The sequence below is a fragment of the Serratia sp. BIGb0163 genome, from assembly GCF_024809935.1.
In the GTDB taxonomy this organism is placed as follows: Bacteria; Pseudomonadota; Gammaproteobacteria; order Enterobacterales; family Enterobacteriaceae; genus Serratia; species Serratia quinivorans.
On record NZ_JANUDZ010000004.1, the window covers coordinates 44116 to 59516 of the forward strand.

The following is a 15401-nucleotide window of genomic DNA, read 5'->3' on the forward strand; positions in this document are numbered from 1 at the left end:
GCGCCTGATGACCTATCAGCTGAACTTTCCCGCCCTGTGGCCTTACCTGCCCGAGTTGCTGGCCGGTTTGTTGACCACCATTGAGCTGACGGCTCTGGCCACGTTAATCGGGGTGGCACTGGGGATTTGCGGTGCGGCGATCCGCAGCGGCAAGGCTAACCTGGTTAGTCGCGTTTGGGGCATTTACGTTGAGGTGGTACGCAACACGCCGTTTGTGGTGCAACTGTTCTTCATCGTCTTCGGCCTGCCGAGCCTGGGCTGGAAACTGACCGCCGGGCAGGCGGCGCTGCTGGCGATGGTGATTAACCTGGGGGCCTACAGTACCGAGATTATTCGTGCCGGTATTCAGGTGACGCCGAAAGGCCAGTGGGAGGCCGGCAGGGTGCTGGGGCTCAGCCGCAGCCAGACGTTTTTGCGCATCGTGCTGCCACCGTCGCTGCAGCGGATTTATCCGGCGTTGGTCAGCCAGTGCATTATCGTCATGCTGGGGTCATCGGTGGTGTCGCAGGTGTCGTTCGAAGAGTTGACCTTCGCCGCCAACCTGATCCAGTCGCGCACCTTCCTCAGTTTTGAGGTGTATCTGGTGACGGCGCTGTTTTACCTGTTGTTATCGATACTGATGCGCCAGCTGTTGCTGGCCGCCGGACGCCGTTTTCTGGGGAGCCAGGGCTGATGCTGACTTTTACCGACTGGGACATTGTGCGCAACCTGCTGTTGGCGGCACGCTGGACCTTACTGCTGTCGCTGACGGCATTTTTGGGCGGCACCCTGGTGACGCTGCCGCTGTTATTGCTGCGCCTGAGTAAGCGTAAGTGGGCGCTGCGGTTTGTTCGCGGTTATTCCGAGCTGTTTCAGGGTACGCCGCTGCTGATGCAGCTGTTCCTGGCCTTTTTTGGGCTGGCATTGTTCGGCATTGATGTGAGCCCCTGGACCGCGGCCGCGTTGGCGCTGACGTTATTCACCAGCGCTTTTCTGGTGGATATTTGGTCCGGCAGCATCGCCGCATTGCCGAAAGGCCAGTGGGAAGCGTCGCGCTGTCTGGGGCTGAGTTTTGGCCAGACGTTGGTGCGGGTCATTGTGCCGCAGGCCGTGCGCATCGCTATTGCACCTACCGTCGGCTTTTCGGTTCAGGTGATCAAGGGGACCGCATTGGCGTCGATCATCGGTTTTGTCGAACTGACCAAGGCCGGCACCATGCTGAACAACGTCACTTATCAACCCTTTAAAGTTTTCGGTCTGGTCGCGCTGGGCTATTTCCTGATGTGTTATCCGCTGTCGCGCTACAGTCATTATCTGGAGAAGAAATTCCATGCCGCTCATCACAATTAATCAGGTTCAAAAATATTACGGTCAGAACCATGTACTGAAGGGCGTGGATCTGGATATCGATATGGGCCAGGTGATTTCGATCATCGGCCGTAGCGGCTCCGGCAAAAGTACATTGTTACGCTGCATCAACGGGCTGGAAGGTTATCAGGAAGGCAGTATCAAACTGGGCGGTATGACGGTGACCGATCGCGATTCGCAGGCGCGTGAAATCAGCCGCTCCATTGGCATGGTATTCCAGAACTTCAATTTATTCCCGCACATGACCGCGCTGGAGAACGTGATGCTGGCGCCGCGTCGGGTGCTAAAGAAAAGCCCGGCCGAATGCCGCGAACTGGCGGAAGAGATGTTGAACAAGGTTGGGTTGGCTGAGCGCATGCATTACTCACCGGCTAACCTGTCCGGCGGCCAGCAGCAACGGGTGGCGATTGCCCGGGCGCTGGCGATGAACCCGAAAGTGTTGCTGTGTGACGAAATTACCTCGGCGTTGGATCCTGAACTGGTGGGCGAAGTGCTGAAAGTGCTGGAACAGCTGGCCAAAGAGGGCATGACGCTGATCCTGGTGACCCATGAAATGAACTTTGCCCGCGAGGTCGGCGACCGGGTGGTGTTTATGCACCAGGGCAAGGTATGGGAGCAGGGCGATAGCCGCACGCTGTTCGCCAATCCGCAAACGCAGGAATTAAAACAATTTATTGCTTCGGTCCGCGGTCTGTCTGAGAACTGATGACATCAAATCTATTAAGTTATTAAGCTGGTAAGGAATTAACATGTTAGATATCACCCAATTCGATCAGATTAATCCACCCGCCCGCCTGTTGATGGGGCCGGGGCCGATCAACGCGGATCCGCGCGTGCTGCGTGCCATGTCGAGCCAGTTGATTGGTCAGTACGATCCGGCGATGACCGGTTACATGAATCAGGTCATGGAACTGTACCGCGCATTGTTCCGCACCGAAAACCGCTGGACCCTGCTGGTGGACGGCACTTCTCGCTCCGGTATAGAAGCGATGCTGGTCTCTTCCATTCGTCCAGGTGACAAGGTGCTGGTGCCGGTATTTGGTCGTTTTGGCCATCTATTGTGTGAGATAGCCCGCCGCTGCCGCGCCGAAGTCCACACCATCGAGGTGCCCTGGGGCGAAGTATTCAGTGCCGACCAGATTGAAGACGCCATTAAGAAAGTACGCCCGCGCCTGCTGTTGACGGTGCAAGGCGATACCTCCACCACCATGCTGCAACCGCTGGATCAACTGGGTGATATCTGCCGCCGTCACGGCGTGCTGTTTTACACCGATGCCACCGCTTCCTTCGGCGGTAACCCGCTGGAAACCGACGCCTGGGGGCTGGATGCGGTCTCCGCCGGTCTGCAGAAGTGCCTGGGCGGCCCATCGGGCAGTTCGCCGGTCACGCTCAGCCCGCAGTTTGAAGAGATTGTCCGCCGTCGCAAATGCGTGGAGCAGGGTATTCGCACCCTCGATCACGCCGATGGTGACGACGAGATGATCTACTCCAACTATTTCGATCTCGGCATGATCATGGATTACTGGGGCCCGGAGCGCCTGAACCACCATACCGAAGCCACCAGCATGCTGTTTGCCGCTCGCGAGTGCGCCAGGGTTATTCTGGAAGAAGGGCTGGATAACGCCATCGCCCGGCATAAGCTGCACGGTGCGGCCATGCTGGCCGGCATTCAGGGCATGGGGCTGGAAGTCTTCGGCGATTTGGATAACCGAATGAATAACGTGCTCGGCGTGGTGATCCCGCAGCAGGTTCATGGCGAGCAGGTACGCCAGATGATGCTGAACGACTTCGCCATTGAGATCGGCACCTCGTTCGGTCCGCTACAGGGAAAAATCTGGCGCATCGGCACCATGGGCTATAACGCGCGTAAAGACTGCGTATTGCAGACGCTGACTGCACTGGAGGCGGTGTTGAACCGGTTGGGTTTCGCCAGCAAACAGGGCGAAGCGCTGCAGGCGGCATGGAATACCTACGACGACGGCAGCCGTTGATGGCCGCGCTGTTAACCGCCCAGGAGGCGGAGCAGGCTGCGGCTCGGGTGATGGCACGCTGCGATGCGCTGGCGGCGATCAGCGCCACGCCGGGCCAGTTGACGCGGGTCTACCTGTCGCCGGAGCATCAGCGAGCCAACCAGCTGGTCGGCGACTGGATGCGCACTATCGGCATGAAGGTCTGGCAGGACAACGTCGGCAACCTCTGCGGCCGCTATGAAGGCCAAACGCCCAATGCCCCCGCACTGCTGCTCGGTTCGCATCTGGATACGGTACGCAACGCCGGGCGCTATGACGGCATGCTCGGCGTGTTGACCGCGCTGGAAGTGGTGGCGCATTTACATCGGCAGCAGCGGCGTTTGCCGGTGGCGGTCGAGGTGATTGGCTTTGCCGATGAAGAGGGCACACGCTTTAGTATCGCCCTGTTAGGCAGTCGGGGCATTAGCGGGCAGTGGCCGGCCGAGTGGTTGGAACGCACCGATGCCGACGGCATCAGCGTGGCACAGGCGTTACGTGAGTTTGGGCTGGATCCGGCAGCCGTCGGTGAAGCGCGACGCGCGCAAAGTGATATTTGCGGCTATCTGGAATTGCATATTGAACAGGGGCCTTGTCTGGAGGCCGCCGATCTGGCTTTGGGGGTAGTGACGGCCATTAACGGTGCCCGTCGGCTTAACTGTACCTTTACCGGCCAGGCTGGGCATGCCGGTACCGTGCCGATGGGGCAACGCAAAGATGCATTGGCGGCGGCGGCGGAATGGATGGTGGCGGTAGAAGCGATCACCTCGGCCAGCGATCGGCATCTGGTGGCGACCGTCGGCCGGATTGAAAGCCTGCCGGGAGCGGTGAATGTGATCCCCGGTGAGGTCAGGCTGTCGCTGGACGTGCGTGGGCCGGAAGATGGCCCGCTGGCGGCGTTGCTGACGCAGTTGCTGGAACAGGCGCAGGCGATCTGTACCCGTCGGGGGCTGAGTTTTGACAGTGAAGAGTTTTACCGCATAAATGCAACGGCTTGTGATGCAAATTTGCAACAACGCTGGCAGCAGGGCGTGATGGCGGTTCAGGGGCGCAGCATGGCGTTGCCGAGCGGCGCCGGGCATGATGCGATTGCCGTAGCGGCCTGTTGGCCGGTGGGTATGCTGTTTGTCCGCTGCGATCGCGGTATCAGCCACCATCCGGCCGAAGCCGTCAGCCAGTCCGATGTGGCGCTGGCGATCCAGGCTTACTGCCATACGGTTGGCGGTTGGGAGGAGGGCTGATGAGTCTGCAACGATTTAATCAGTTACCGGAGGCGCAAGCGGAGCTGTTACTGCGGCCCTGCGTGGATATTGCGGCCTGGATTGCGGCGGTGGTGGTAGCGCGGCCATTCAGCAGTGTTGATGCCGCGCTGGCGGTGGCCTGGCAAGCGGCGTTGCGTTGGCAACCGGAAGAGGTCAGCCAGGCACTGGCCCAGCACCCGCGTATCGGCGAAGGTGCCAAGGGCCAGGGGCAAGAAGCGCGGTTTTCGCAGCGTGAACAAGCGGCGGTCAATGCGCAGGATGCAGAGCTGAGTGAAGCGCTGCGGGTCGGCAATCGACGCTATGAACAGCAGTTTGGTCAAGTATTTTTGATCCGTGCCGCTGGTCGCGACGGCCAGAGCATTCTGCGCGAGTTGCAACGGCGATTGAATAACAGTGCGGAACAGGAACGGCGGGAAACGGCGGAACAACTGCGTGAAATCACGATGCTGCGTTTTAAGGAGCTACTGAGCGATGAGTAATATCAGCACCCATATTCTGGACACCTCACTCGGTAAACCCGCTGCGGGCGTGCGGGTGTGGTTGGAACACGAACAGGACGGGTTATGGCGAACCCTGGCAGAAAGCCAGACCGATGCTGACGGCCGCGCGCGTGATCTAACCTCTGACAGTCTGCTTGCCGGACATTACCGCCTGGCTGCCGATCTCGGCGCTTACTTTACCCGTGACCTGCGTGAAACGCTGTACGCCACGGCAATTATCGATTTCGTTATTCAGGATGCGGCGCAGCATTACCATTTACCGCTGCTCATCAGCCCATATTCCTACTCGACCTACCGGGGCAGTTAGACGCTCGTCAGAAGTTACGGGTGCAGCGAACCGCACCCGCAATGATTAATCGTGGCGCAGGAAACTGTCGGCATCACGCCAGGCCGGGAAGGCGCTGCGGTAGCTTTGCAGGTTTTCCAGCGACAGTTCGGCGTCCAGCCGTGCGGCGGCACCGGGTTCCACCTGGGCCAGTGTTTCCCCCTGCGGGCTGAGGATCAGGCTGTCACCGCTGTAGTTCAGGCCGTTACCGTCTTCGCCGACGCGGTTACAACCGGCCACATAGACCTGATTCTCGATGGCGCGAGCGGCCAACAGCGTTTGCCAGTGTTTACTGCGCGGGGCCGGCCAGTTGGCAACGTACAGCGCCAGATCGTAATCCTGCTGATAGCGTGACCACACCGGGAAGCGCAGGTCGTAGCAGATCTGCGGCAGAATGCGCCAGCCGCGCCATTCGAAAATTTCACGTTTTTTGCCTGCCTGATAGTGCAGGTGCTCACCGGCCATGCGGAACAGGTGGCGCTTATCATAGGCATGCACCCGGCCGTTCGGCTCCACCAGCAGGAAACGGTTAACCGCGCCTTCGGCGGTTTTCAGCGCCACGCTGCCGCCGACCAGAGCGTTACTTTTGCTCGCCCAACCGTGCAGCCAGTCGACAACCTGTTGTTCCGGCAGTGCGCTTTCTCCGGCATCCATGGCAAAACCGGTGGTAAACATCTCCGGCAGTACAATCAAATCGCGGCCGCTTAATGGCGCCAACAGCTCATCAAAATGCCGCAGGTTGGCTTCGCCATCACGCCAAACCAGGGGTTGCTGCAACAGGGTAATTTTTAAAGTCGACATAACCGCTCCGCAGCCGCATCCAGCGTGGCATCCTGTTTAGCGAAGCACAGCCGGATCAATTTATGGGGGAAAGGATCGGCACAGAAGACCGACAGCGGGATCGCCGCCACGCCTACGTGCTCGGTTAACCAATGGCAGAACGCCACGTCGTCCAAATCGGAAACGGCGCTGTAATCTGCCAGTAAGAAGTATGTACCTTCGCAGGGCAAAATTTCCAGTCGACTGCTGGACAGCGCCTGTACAAAACGATCGCGCTTGGCGCGGTAAAATGCCGACAGCTGTTGCCAGTGTTCAGGCTCGCTGCGCAGCATATCCGCCAGCGCCAACTGGGCCGGGGTATTGACCGAGAAGGTCAGGTACTGATGCACCTTGCGCACTTCCGCGCTCAGCGCTACCGGGGCCACGCAGTAACCCACTTTCCAGCCGGTCATGTGGAAGGTCTTGCCGAAAGAGGACACCGCGATGGCGCGCTGGCGCAGCTGCGGGTGAGCCAGGACGCTGGTGTGGCCGCCCCTGGCGAAACAAATGTGTTCGTAGACTTCATCACTCAGCACGTAGATTTCGCGATCGCTAATGGCGTGCCACAGTTGCTGCATATCTTCCGCCTGCCAGGCAGTAGCAGAAGGATTGTGCGGCGTATTGAGGATCACCAGCCGGGTGCGTGGTGACAGCAACTCGCCGAACTGTTGCCAGTCGACGCTGAACGCCGGGGGCTGCAGCGCAATGCGTTTTAGCGTGCCACCGGATAGGGTCACCGCCGGCGCATAGCTGTCGTAGCTGGGATCAAAACAGACAACTTCATCACCGGGGCGCACCAGGGCGCTGATGGCGGCGAACAGTGCCTCGGTGGCACCCGCCGTGATGGTGACTTCGTTAGTGGCGTCCGGTAGCCAGCCGTACAGAGCCGCGGTTTTCTCGGCGATGGCTTCGCGCAGTGGGGCAACGCCGGTCATCGGAGCATATTGGTTCGCCCCCTGGCTGACATGCCAGGCCAGACGTTCTTTCAGGTAGTCCGGGCCATCGAAATCGGGGAAGCCCTGCGACAGGTTGATTGCCTGATGCTGCGCCGCCAGCGCGCTCATCTGGGTGAAAATGGTGGTGCCCAGCGCGGGTAGTTTACTTTCGGGGATCAGTGCTGAAGTGCTCATCGTAGGCTAATACTCCTGGCGCTTATGTTGCCGTCAATATAACACGATGTTAGTATTTGGCAATCAAGACGCTTAGATGGCTAAATGAAGAAAAAGTCTTACCCTTAATCAAATCATTCTAGACATCATTTGCTTATAACCTACAGGTCAAAAAATGTTAATGACAGAAAATCAGCAACTTAAAGCGTTATTGTCGGCCTGTCACTGGATTGGTGAAAAGGGCTGGTGCCCGGCGACCGGTGGCAATATGTCGCTGCGTCTCGATGACCAACATTGTCTGGTCACCGAATCCGGCAAGGATAAGGGCAGCCTGACCGAAACTGACTTCCTGCTGGTGGAAACCGCCAGCAACCATGTGCCGAGCGGCCGCACGCCATCAGCGGAAACCGGTCTGCATACCCTTATTTACCGTTTGTACCCGCAGATTGGCGCGGTACTGCATACTCATTCGGTGAATGCGACCGTGCTGTCGCGGGTTGAACGCAGCGATGGGCTGGTGTTGCAGGGCTATGAGATGCAAAAATCACTCGGTGGGCAGACTACGCATCTGGACAGTGTGGTGATCCCGATTTTCGATAACGATCAGGATATCTCGCGATTAGCGGCGCGGGTGGCGGCCCATGCCGAAGCTACGCCGTTGCAGTACGGTTTTCTGGTGCGTGGCCACGGTCTGTATTGCTGGGGTCGCCAGGTCGCGGAAGCTCGTCGTCATCTTGAAGGGCTGGAATTCCTGTTCCAGTGCGAACTGCAACGCCGTTTACTGGAGGCCAAATGATCCGCGCCATCGTTACCGACATTGAAGGTACCACCAGCGATATCCGTTTCGTTCATCAGGTGCTGTTCCCTTACGCACGTGAACGCATGGCCACCTTTCTCCGTCTTCACGCTGAAGATGCCGAAGTCGCCGCGCCACTGACCGCTTTACGCCAGGAGCTTGACCAACCGCAGGCGGATATTGAGCAACTGATTGCTGCGCTGTACCGCTTTATGGACGAAGACCGCAAATCCACCGCGCTGAAGGCGCTGCAAGGTATCATCTGGCGCAGTGGTTATCAGAACGGCGATTTTCGCGGACATTTGTACCCTGAAGTAGCCGGGCAGTTAGCCGCCTGGCAGCAGCAGGGGCTGAAGCTGTACGTCTATTCTTCCGGCTCGGTAGAGGCGCAAAAGCTGCTGTTCGGCTACAGCGATGCCGGGGATCTGCAGCCATTGTTCAGCGGTTATTTCGATACTCACGTCGGTGCCAAGCGTGAAACCGCTTCGTACCTTAATATCGCGGGTAAAATCGGTATTGCAGCTGATGAACTGTTATTTCTTTCCGACATTCATCAAGAGCTGGACGCCGCGCGTGCCGCTGGTTGGCATACCTGCCAACTGATCCGCGATGAAGCCGATAGCCAAAGCCAGCATCCGCAGGTTAACCGTTTTGATCAAATCGATTTAGGGGAGTTTGCCTCATGAGTGGATTGACCATTTTCAGCGATCAAGAGCCGCAACAGCCGCTGTGGCAGAGCCGTGACGCCCAGGCCATTGGGCAGCAACTGGCACAGATTGGCGTACGTTTTGAACGCTGGCAGGCGGATCGTGAACTGGGTGAAAACCCGGATCCGGCCGTCGTGATCGCCGCCTATCAGCACCAGATCGACCGGCTGGTGGCGGAGAAGGGCTACCAGAGTTGGGATGTGATCAGCATGCGTCCGGATAATGCCCAGCGCGAAGTGTTGCGCAGCAAGTTTCTGTCCGAGCATACCCACGGCGAAGATGAAGTGCGTTTCTTTGTCGAAGGGGCCGGGCTGTTCTGCCTGCATCTGGATGGCAAGATCTTCCAGATCCTGTGTGAGAAGAACGATCTGATCTCGGTGCCGGCCAATACCCGTCATTGGTTCGATATGGGCTCAGCACCGAATTTCACTGCGATCCGCGTGTTTGATAACCCGGAAGGCTGGGTGGCGCATTTCACCGGCGATAACATCGCCGATGCCTACCCGCGTCTCGACTGAGCGCTATAACGCGGGCTTTAACCCAACGCCCGCTGAAAAATCCCTTCACTGACCTGCTGTGGCGTGATCACGCCGCTGTCGAAGACCCAACCGCTAATCAATGCCGCCGGTGTCACGTCGAACGCCGGGTTATAAACCGGGGCATCGACAGGTGCCCACTGACATGAGCCAAAGCTGCCGGTGACACCGGTCACTTCAACTGCGGCCCGTTGTTCAATCGGGATCGCAGCCCCGTTCGGGCAATGCGGATCGTGAGTGGTGTGCGGTGCGGCGACGTAGAATGGAATGCGGTGATAGTGCGCCAGCACCGCCAGGCTATAGGTGCCAATCTTGTTGGCGACGTCACCGTTGGCAGCGATGCGATCGGCCCCCACCCATACGGCATCTACCTGGTCCTGCGCCATCAGACTGGCCGCCATGGAGTCACAAATCAATCGGTAGGGGATACCCAGTTCACCCAGCTCCCAGGCGGTCAGCCGGCCGCCCTGCAATAGCGGACGCGTTTCATCGACCCACACCTGCTGTACCTTGCCCTGTTGATGAGCACGCAACAGTACGCCGATAGCGGTACCGATACCGGCGGTAGCCAGGCCCCCGGTATTGCAGTGGGTCAGCAGGCGGCTGCCGGGTTTCACCAGCCCGGCACCGTGATCGGCAATGCGATCGCACAATTTTCGGTCTTCCTCCACCAACCGCTGCGCTTCTTCCACCATCGCAGGCACCCATTGCGGCTGTGCCAATGCCAGCTTCATGCGATCCAGATTATTCATCAGGTTGACTGCCGTCGGCCGTGAGGCACGCAGGGTAATCAATGCCTGCTCCAGTTCACCACGCGGCAGACCACGCTCTGCAAGCAAGGCCAATAACAGACTGGCAGACAGGCCGATAAGCGGTGCCCCCCGAACTCGCAGGGTAAGGATATGATCGACCAGTTCTTCCACGCTGTCGCAGCTGCGCCACTGTTTTTCCTGCGGTAAAGCCTGCTGATCGAGGATCAAAAGTCGGTTGTCACTCAAGGTCAAACTGGTGGTGTTAAGCGCTTGCATCGGCGGTTAATTCCTTGTTGCGTAGTTATTGCATCTGGAAAGCTATTCTGCCAACATGACTTCCGGATGTATAGACGTCCAAATGCTTTTACGTCTAAAAAATATAATCGCTGGGTCAGTGAGAAAGATTAAAGGGGTTGGGGATGTCACATTATCGTACGTTTACTGCTGCTGATGCCGTTGAATATGCTCGTCAATACGGGCAGTTAGCCGATCCACAGGCGCTGGTAAGCGCTGACGAGATTGGTGACGGCAATCTGAACCTGGTGTTCAAGATCCGCGATCGTGACGGCGTTAGCCGGGTGATTGTAAAGCAGGCGCTGCCGTATGTACGTTGTGTGGGCGAATCCTGGCCGCTAACGCTTGATCGGGCGCGCATTGAAGCGGAAACCCTGTTGATTCACGGCGGTTTTTGCCCAAGGCATACGGTAAAGGTACTCCATCACGATGCCGAATTGGCGGTGATGGTGCAGGAAGATCTTTCGGATCATCACATCTGGCGCAGCGAATTGGTCAAGGGCCACTACTACCCCCTGGCGGCCGGGCAACTGGCGGAGTATTTGGCGCAAACCCTGTTCCATACTTCCGACTTTTATCAGACGGCGCAGGAGAAAAAGGCGGAAGTTAGTCGCTTTAGCAACCCTGAACTGTGCCAGATCACCGAAGATCTGTTCTTTACCGATCCCTATATCGATCATGAGCGTAATCAGTTTGATCCGGCGCTGTTGCCGCAGGTGCTTGAACTGCGTAACGATGCGGCACTCAGGCTGGCGGTCGCCGGGCTGAAGCATCGTTTCCTGAGCAAGGCGGAAGCGTTGTTGCACGGGGATATTCACAGTGGTTCGGTTTTTGTTGCAGAAGGCAAGCTGAAGGCGATAGACGCTGAGTTCGGCTTCTATGGCCCGATCGGTTTTGACGTCGGTACCGCGCTGGGTAATCTGTTATTGAATTACTGCGGTCTACCGGGCCTGTTCGGGCCGCGCGACGCCGCTGCCGGGCGTGAACAACGTCTGCAGGATGTGCGCGAGCTGTGGTTGATTTTCGCCGATCGCTTCCTGGCATTATGCCACCAACAGACCCGCGAAGCGGCATTGGCGGTGCCGGGTTATGCCGAACAGTTCCTGCAGCAGGTGTGGACAGATGCCGTCGGCTACTGCGGCAGTGAGTTGATCCGCCGTACTATCGGTCTGGCGCACGTTGCCGATCTGGACAGTATCAGTGACGCCGAGATGCGCGCCGAATGCCAGCGCAACGCTTTGGGGTTGGGCCGTGCGTTGATTGTGAATGCGCCGCAGATTGAGCATATCGATGCGTTGTTGGCGCGTATTCGCCAGAACGGTTAAATCTCCTGGATACCGTGAAAAAAGGGTGCTCATGGATCCGTCGTCAACAACCAACAGGCGGGGTGAACCCCGCCGTTGGGTTGCCTTACCCTTCGGTTTCGTAAGCCAAAATGGCGGCTACCTCCGTGTCTCCCAGTGTGATGCGCAGTTCACATAGTGAACCGCGGGTGATCCACATCAACGCTATCAGCGTGATGCAGATAATCATCAGCCTTAGAACGACCCGTTCTTGCTGCATTTTTGACCTCCTTATCCTTGCCTTGCGGCGGGGAAGAGGCTAACCTGACGTTGCTTAGACGTTCAGAGTGGCCTCGGGTTGATTACATCGACTCGGGGCCTTTCTCTTTCTATCCGTTACCAATACAAGGCTCCGGACAGAAAGATCCAGAGCACCCACCCGCAGTCTATCCGATTATCCCCGGGGGTAAATTAGCCGTTCTGGTAAGGCTGCGGTGTGCCACGCAGTTTTGAACAGAAGACTGGCAAAATGCGCCGATGACGGGGGAGTTGTGAGTCTGGCAGAGGGGAAGGGTGCTCATGGATCCGTCGCCAACAACCAACAGGCGGGGCGAACCCCGCCGTTGGGTTGCCTTACCCTTCGGTTTCGTAAGCCGAAATGGCGGCTACCTCCGTGTCTCCCAGTGTGATGCGCAGTTCACATAGTGAACCGCGGGTGCTCCACATCAACGCTATCAGCGTGATGCAGATAATCATCAGCCTTAGAACGACCCGTTCTTGCTGCATTTTTGACCTCCTTATCCTTGCCTTGCGGCGGGGAAGAGGCTAACCTGACGTTGCTAGACGTTCAGAGTGGCCTCGGGTTGATTACATCGACTCGGGGCCTTTCTCTTTCTATCCGTTATCAATACAAGGCTCCGGACAGAAAGATCCAGAGCACCCACCCGCAGTCTATCCGATTATCCCCGGGGGTAAATTAGTCGTTCTGGCAACGTTGCGGAGCACTGCGCATTTTTAAGCAGAAATAGAAAAGGGGCGATGATTATCGCCCCTGGGTAAGTCAGTTTTTTGCAGTTACGCGGCTTCGGTGTGTTTCAGGCGCTTATCCTGCTTGAGCGGCTTTTCCGGCTTACTGGCCGCCAGCGCATCCGGCTCGAAGTCATCCACGTTGATGGAACGCAGACGGCTCTCCTCGGCTTTCACCAGGATCTTCGCCTCATCGGCGCTGATCTTGCCTTCTTCCAGTGCACGTTGTGCCAGACGATCCAGTCGGGTGAATGGCAGGTTCTTGCCGGCCGCCTTGCACAGACGGTCGTGAATCGGTTCGGCGGCGATCACGTCAGCCAGTGCGGCTTCCAGCAGACCAACCGGGTTATGCTCGCTGGGTGTCAGATACTGGCCACGGCCCAGACGGCTACGGGTGGCAGACGGCTGTTGGATGATCTTGGCCAATTGGTGATCCAGACGGTCAGACGGTGCAGTATGGACACGGCCTAACGGGAAGACGACCAGGCGCATCACTCCGGCGATAAAGCGGTTCGGGAAGTTGCGCAGCAGATCGTCCAGCGCCTGTTCTGCCTGATGCAGACTGTCCTGTACGGCCCAATGTACCAGCGGCAAATCTTCTTTCTGACGGCCTTCATCTTCAAAACGTTTCAGTGCCGAAGAAGCCAGATACATTTGGCTGAGGATATCCCCCAGACGGGCGGAGATACGCTCACGGCGCTTCAGACTGCCACCCAGCACGCCCATGGAAACGTCTGACAACAGCGCCAGGTTAGCGCTCAGGCGGTTCAACTGTTGGTAATAACGACGAGTCGCGTCTTTGGTTGGTGTGCTGCTGGTGCGACCGTTAGTCAGGCCCAGCCAGAAGCTGCGCACCTTGTTGCTGCCCACGTGGCCCAGATGACCGAACAGCAATTTGTCATAGGCGTTCAGGTCGTTCTTCTGCGCTGCAGCCATTTCGTCCAGCACGTAAGGATGGCAGCGGATAGCCCCCTGACCGAAGATCATCATGGTACGAGTCAGGATATTGGCGCCTTCTACCGTAATGGCGATAGGCGCGCCCTGATAGGCTCGGGCCAGGAAGTTGGATTTACCCAGCATGATGCCTTTACCACCGGCGATATCCATTGCATCAATGATTGCCTGCTGGCCGCGATGGGTACAGTGGTATTTCACGATGGCCGACAGCACGGCCGGTTTCTCGCCCAGCATCAGGCCGCTGGTGATAAGCGTAGCCGCGGCATCCATCACGTAGGTGTTACCGGCGATACGCGCCAGTGGCTCTTCGATACCTTCCATCTTGCCGATTGAGAGCTTGAACTGACGGCGGATATGGGCGTATGCCCCAATCGCCAGTGCCATGGACTTCACGCTACCGGTCGAGTTGGAAGGCAGGGTGATGCCACGGCCTACCGACAGGCACTCAACCAGCATACGCCAGCCCTGACCGGCCATTTTTGGCCCGCCGATGATGTAGTCAATAGGGACGAACACGTCATTACCGCGGGTTGGGCCATTTTGGAACGGCACGTTCAGCGGGAAGTGACGGTTACCGATTTCAACACCTGGGGTGCTGGTTGGGATCAGCGCACAGGTGATGCCCGGTGATTCGTTATCGCCCAGCAGGTGATTCGGGTCATACAGTTTGAACGCCAGGCCCAGCACGGTCGCAACCGGTGCCAGCGTGATATAGCGTTTGTTCCAGGTCAGGCGCATGCCCAGCACCTGTTCGCCTTGCCAATCACCCATGCAGACGGTGCCGACGTCCGGAATGGCCCCGGCATCGGAACCGGCTTCCGGGCTGGTCAGGGCGAAACAAGGGATCTCGTCGCCGCGCGCCAGGCCTGGCAGGTAATGGTTTTTCTGTTCGTCAGTACCGTAATGCTGCAGCAGTTCACCGGGGCCGAGGGAGTTTGGCACGCCGACGGTGATGGCCAGAATACCGGAAACACCGGACAGTTTTTGCAGCACGCGCGCCTGAGCATAAGGAGAGAAGTCCAGGCCGCCGTATTCTTTCTTGATGATCATCGCGAAGAAGCGGTGTTCTTTCAGGTATGCCCACAGCTCCGGCGGCAAATCGGCCAGCTCGTGGGTGATTTGGAAGTCGTTGGCCATGCGGCAGGCTTCTTCCACCGGCCCGTCGATGAACGCTTGCTCTTCGGCGGTCAACTGCGGTTTCGGATAGTTATGCAGCTTGTTCCAGTCCGGCGTACCGCGGAACAGATCGCCTTCCCACCAGGTGGTCCCGGCTTCGATCGCTTCCTTTTCGGTGGTGGACATTGGCGGCATCACCTTGCGGAATGCGCGCAGCGCCGGGGCGGACAGCATTGAACGGCGCAATGAGGTGACGTTCAACGGCAGCAGGATAATCGCCAGCGGCAGCAGCATCCAGAAGCTCCACAGGCCGATAGCGCCCATGGCGGCGGTGTACGCCAGAAGAATAAGGCTACTGAGGGTGAGGTTCACTCGGTGATAAAACACCACACCAATGAGTGCCAGCAAAACAACAATACTAAGAACCATCATAAGAAGCTCCAAAGTGGCAAGAGGTCTGACCTGTTGTGTGTATGTAATAGGTTTTAGTACAACCCCATATTTTTATCAATGCATTTACAGTTTAATTACAACTTAAGTCACAAACTGACCGCATCAATCATCAA

Annotated in this window: 17 protein-coding genes; 11 read left to right on the top strand and 6 right to left on the bottom strand. The window is 57.9% G+C overall.

The features are described 5' to 3' along the window. The first annotated feature begins 7 nt into the window (after positions 1 to 7). Genes M2406_RS15335 through uraH form a run of 7 tightly spaced genes read left to right on the top strand, consistent with a single transcriptional unit; the run spans position 8 to position 5422 of the window. Positions 8 to 673: an amino acid ABC transporter permease gene (locus M2406_RS15335; RefSeq protein WP_012005378.1), complete on the top strand. Its 666-nt coding sequence runs from the start codon at positions 8 to 10 to the stop codon at positions 671 to 673. Further along, complete coding sequence (locus M2406_RS15340) at positions 673 to 1329, top strand: amino acid ABC transporter permease (RefSeq protein WP_115183215.1); 657 nt, start codon at positions 673 to 675, stop codon at positions 1327 to 1329. The genes M2406_RS15335 and M2406_RS15340 overlap by 1 nt, the downstream gene beginning before the upstream one ends. Beyond that, positions 1310 to 2053 (top strand): amino acid ABC transporter ATP-binding protein, encoded by a 744-nt coding sequence (locus tag M2406_RS15345; RefSeq protein ID WP_012005380.1) that lies wholly within the window; start codon positions 1310 to 1312, stop codon positions 2051 to 2053. The genes M2406_RS15340 and M2406_RS15345 overlap by 20 nt, the downstream gene beginning before the upstream one ends. Before the next feature lie 43 nt (positions 2054 to 2096). Continuing rightward, on the top strand, positions 2097 to 3338 hold the full coding sequence (locus M2406_RS15350) for an alanine--glyoxylate aminotransferase family protein (RefSeq protein ID WP_112363312.1): 1242 nt from the start codon (positions 2097 to 2099) through the stop codon (positions 3336 to 3338). Continuing rightward, a complete protein-coding gene (gene hpxK, locus M2406_RS15355) occupies positions 3338 to 4594 on the top strand; it encodes an allantoate amidohydrolase (RefSeq protein WP_259190766.1) in 1257 nt (418 codons plus the stop codon). The genes M2406_RS15350 and hpxK overlap by 1 nt, the downstream gene beginning before the upstream one ends. Next, positions 4594 to 5094: a 2-oxo-4-hydroxy-4-carboxy-5-ureidoimidazoline decarboxylase gene (gene uraD / locus M2406_RS15360; RefSeq protein WP_012005383.1), complete on the top strand. Its 501-nt coding sequence runs from the start codon at positions 4594 to 4596 to the stop codon at positions 5092 to 5094. Before hpxK ends, uraD begins: the two co-directional genes overlap by 1 nt. After that, complete coding sequence (gene uraH, locus M2406_RS15365) at positions 5087 to 5422, top strand: hydroxyisourate hydrolase (protein WP_259190541.1); 336 nt, start codon at positions 5087 to 5089, stop codon at positions 5420 to 5422. Before uraD ends, uraH begins: the two co-directional genes overlap by 8 nt. Before the next feature lie 45 nt (positions 5423 to 5467). Here uraH and M2406_RS15370 read toward each other — a convergent pair whose 3' ends face one another. Then, entirely contained in the window at positions 5468 to 6241 is a 774-nt protein-coding gene (locus tag M2406_RS15370; protein ID WP_112363315.1) for an amidohydrolase, read from the bottom strand. After that, a complete protein-coding gene (locus tag M2406_RS15375; protein ID WP_012005386.1) occupies positions 6229 to 7389 on the bottom strand; it encodes a pyridoxal phosphate-dependent aminotransferase in 1161 nt (386 codons plus the stop codon). Before M2406_RS15375 ends, M2406_RS15370 begins: the two co-directional genes overlap by 13 nt. A 160-nt stretch (positions 7390 to 7549) precedes the next feature. Between M2406_RS15375 and M2406_RS15380 the strand changes: the two genes are divergently transcribed. The 3 genes from M2406_RS15380 to M2406_RS15390 are packed head-to-tail and all read left to right on the top strand — an operon-like array spanning position 7550 to position 9389. After that, positions 7550 to 8164 (top strand): methylthioribulose 1-phosphate dehydratase, encoded by a 615-nt coding sequence (locus M2406_RS15380; protein WP_041418881.1) that lies wholly within the window; start codon positions 7550 to 7552, stop codon positions 8162 to 8164. Beyond that, positions 8161 to 8850 (top strand): acireductone synthase, encoded by a 690-nt coding sequence (mtnC, locus tag M2406_RS15385; protein ID WP_259190544.1) that lies wholly within the window; start codon positions 8161 to 8163, stop codon positions 8848 to 8850. Before M2406_RS15380 ends, mtnC begins: the two co-directional genes overlap by 4 nt. Continuing rightward, a complete protein-coding gene (locus M2406_RS15390; protein ID WP_012005389.1) occupies positions 8847 to 9389 on the top strand; it encodes an acireductone dioxygenase in 543 nt (180 codons plus the stop codon). Before mtnC ends, M2406_RS15390 begins: the two co-directional genes overlap by 4 nt. Before the next feature lie 17 nt (positions 9390 to 9406). Here M2406_RS15390 and mtnA read toward each other — a convergent pair whose 3' ends face one another. Further along, positions 9407 to 10435 (bottom strand): S-methyl-5-thioribose-1-phosphate isomerase, encoded by a 1029-nt coding sequence (gene mtnA, locus M2406_RS15395; protein WP_259190547.1) that lies wholly within the window; start codon positions 10433 to 10435, stop codon positions 9407 to 9409. A 143-nt stretch (positions 10436 to 10578) separates the two neighbouring features. Between mtnA and mtnK the strand changes: the two genes are divergently transcribed. Then, positions 10579 to 11778 (top strand): S-methyl-5-thioribose kinase, encoded by a 1200-nt coding sequence (gene mtnK / locus M2406_RS15400; protein ID WP_012005391.1) that lies wholly within the window; start codon positions 10579 to 10581, stop codon positions 11776 to 11778. 85 nt (positions 11779 to 11863) lie between these two features. Here mtnK and M2406_RS15405 read toward each other — a convergent pair whose 3' ends face one another. The 3 genes from M2406_RS15405 to fadE form a co-directional block, all read right to left on the bottom strand. Beyond that, the gene (locus M2406_RS15405) at positions 11864 to 12016 is read right to left on the bottom strand and encodes a Hok/Gef family protein (RefSeq protein WP_012005392.1); all 153 of its coding nucleotides are present in this window, start codon (positions 12014 to 12016) and stop codon (positions 11864 to 11866) included. Positions 12017 to 12369: 353 nt separating this feature from the next. Then, on the bottom strand, positions 12370 to 12522 hold the full coding sequence (locus M2406_RS15410) for a Hok/Gef family protein (protein WP_112363319.1): 153 nt from the start codon (positions 12520 to 12522) through the stop codon (positions 12370 to 12372). A gap of 288 nt (positions 12523 to 12810) precedes the next feature. Continuing rightward, positions 12811 to 15267, bottom strand: a complete 2457-nt coding sequence (fadE, locus tag M2406_RS15415) for an acyl-CoA dehydrogenase FadE (RefSeq protein WP_259190548.1) — start codon at positions 15265 to 15267, stop codon at positions 12811 to 12813. Positions 15268 to 15401: the final 134 nt, after the last annotated feature.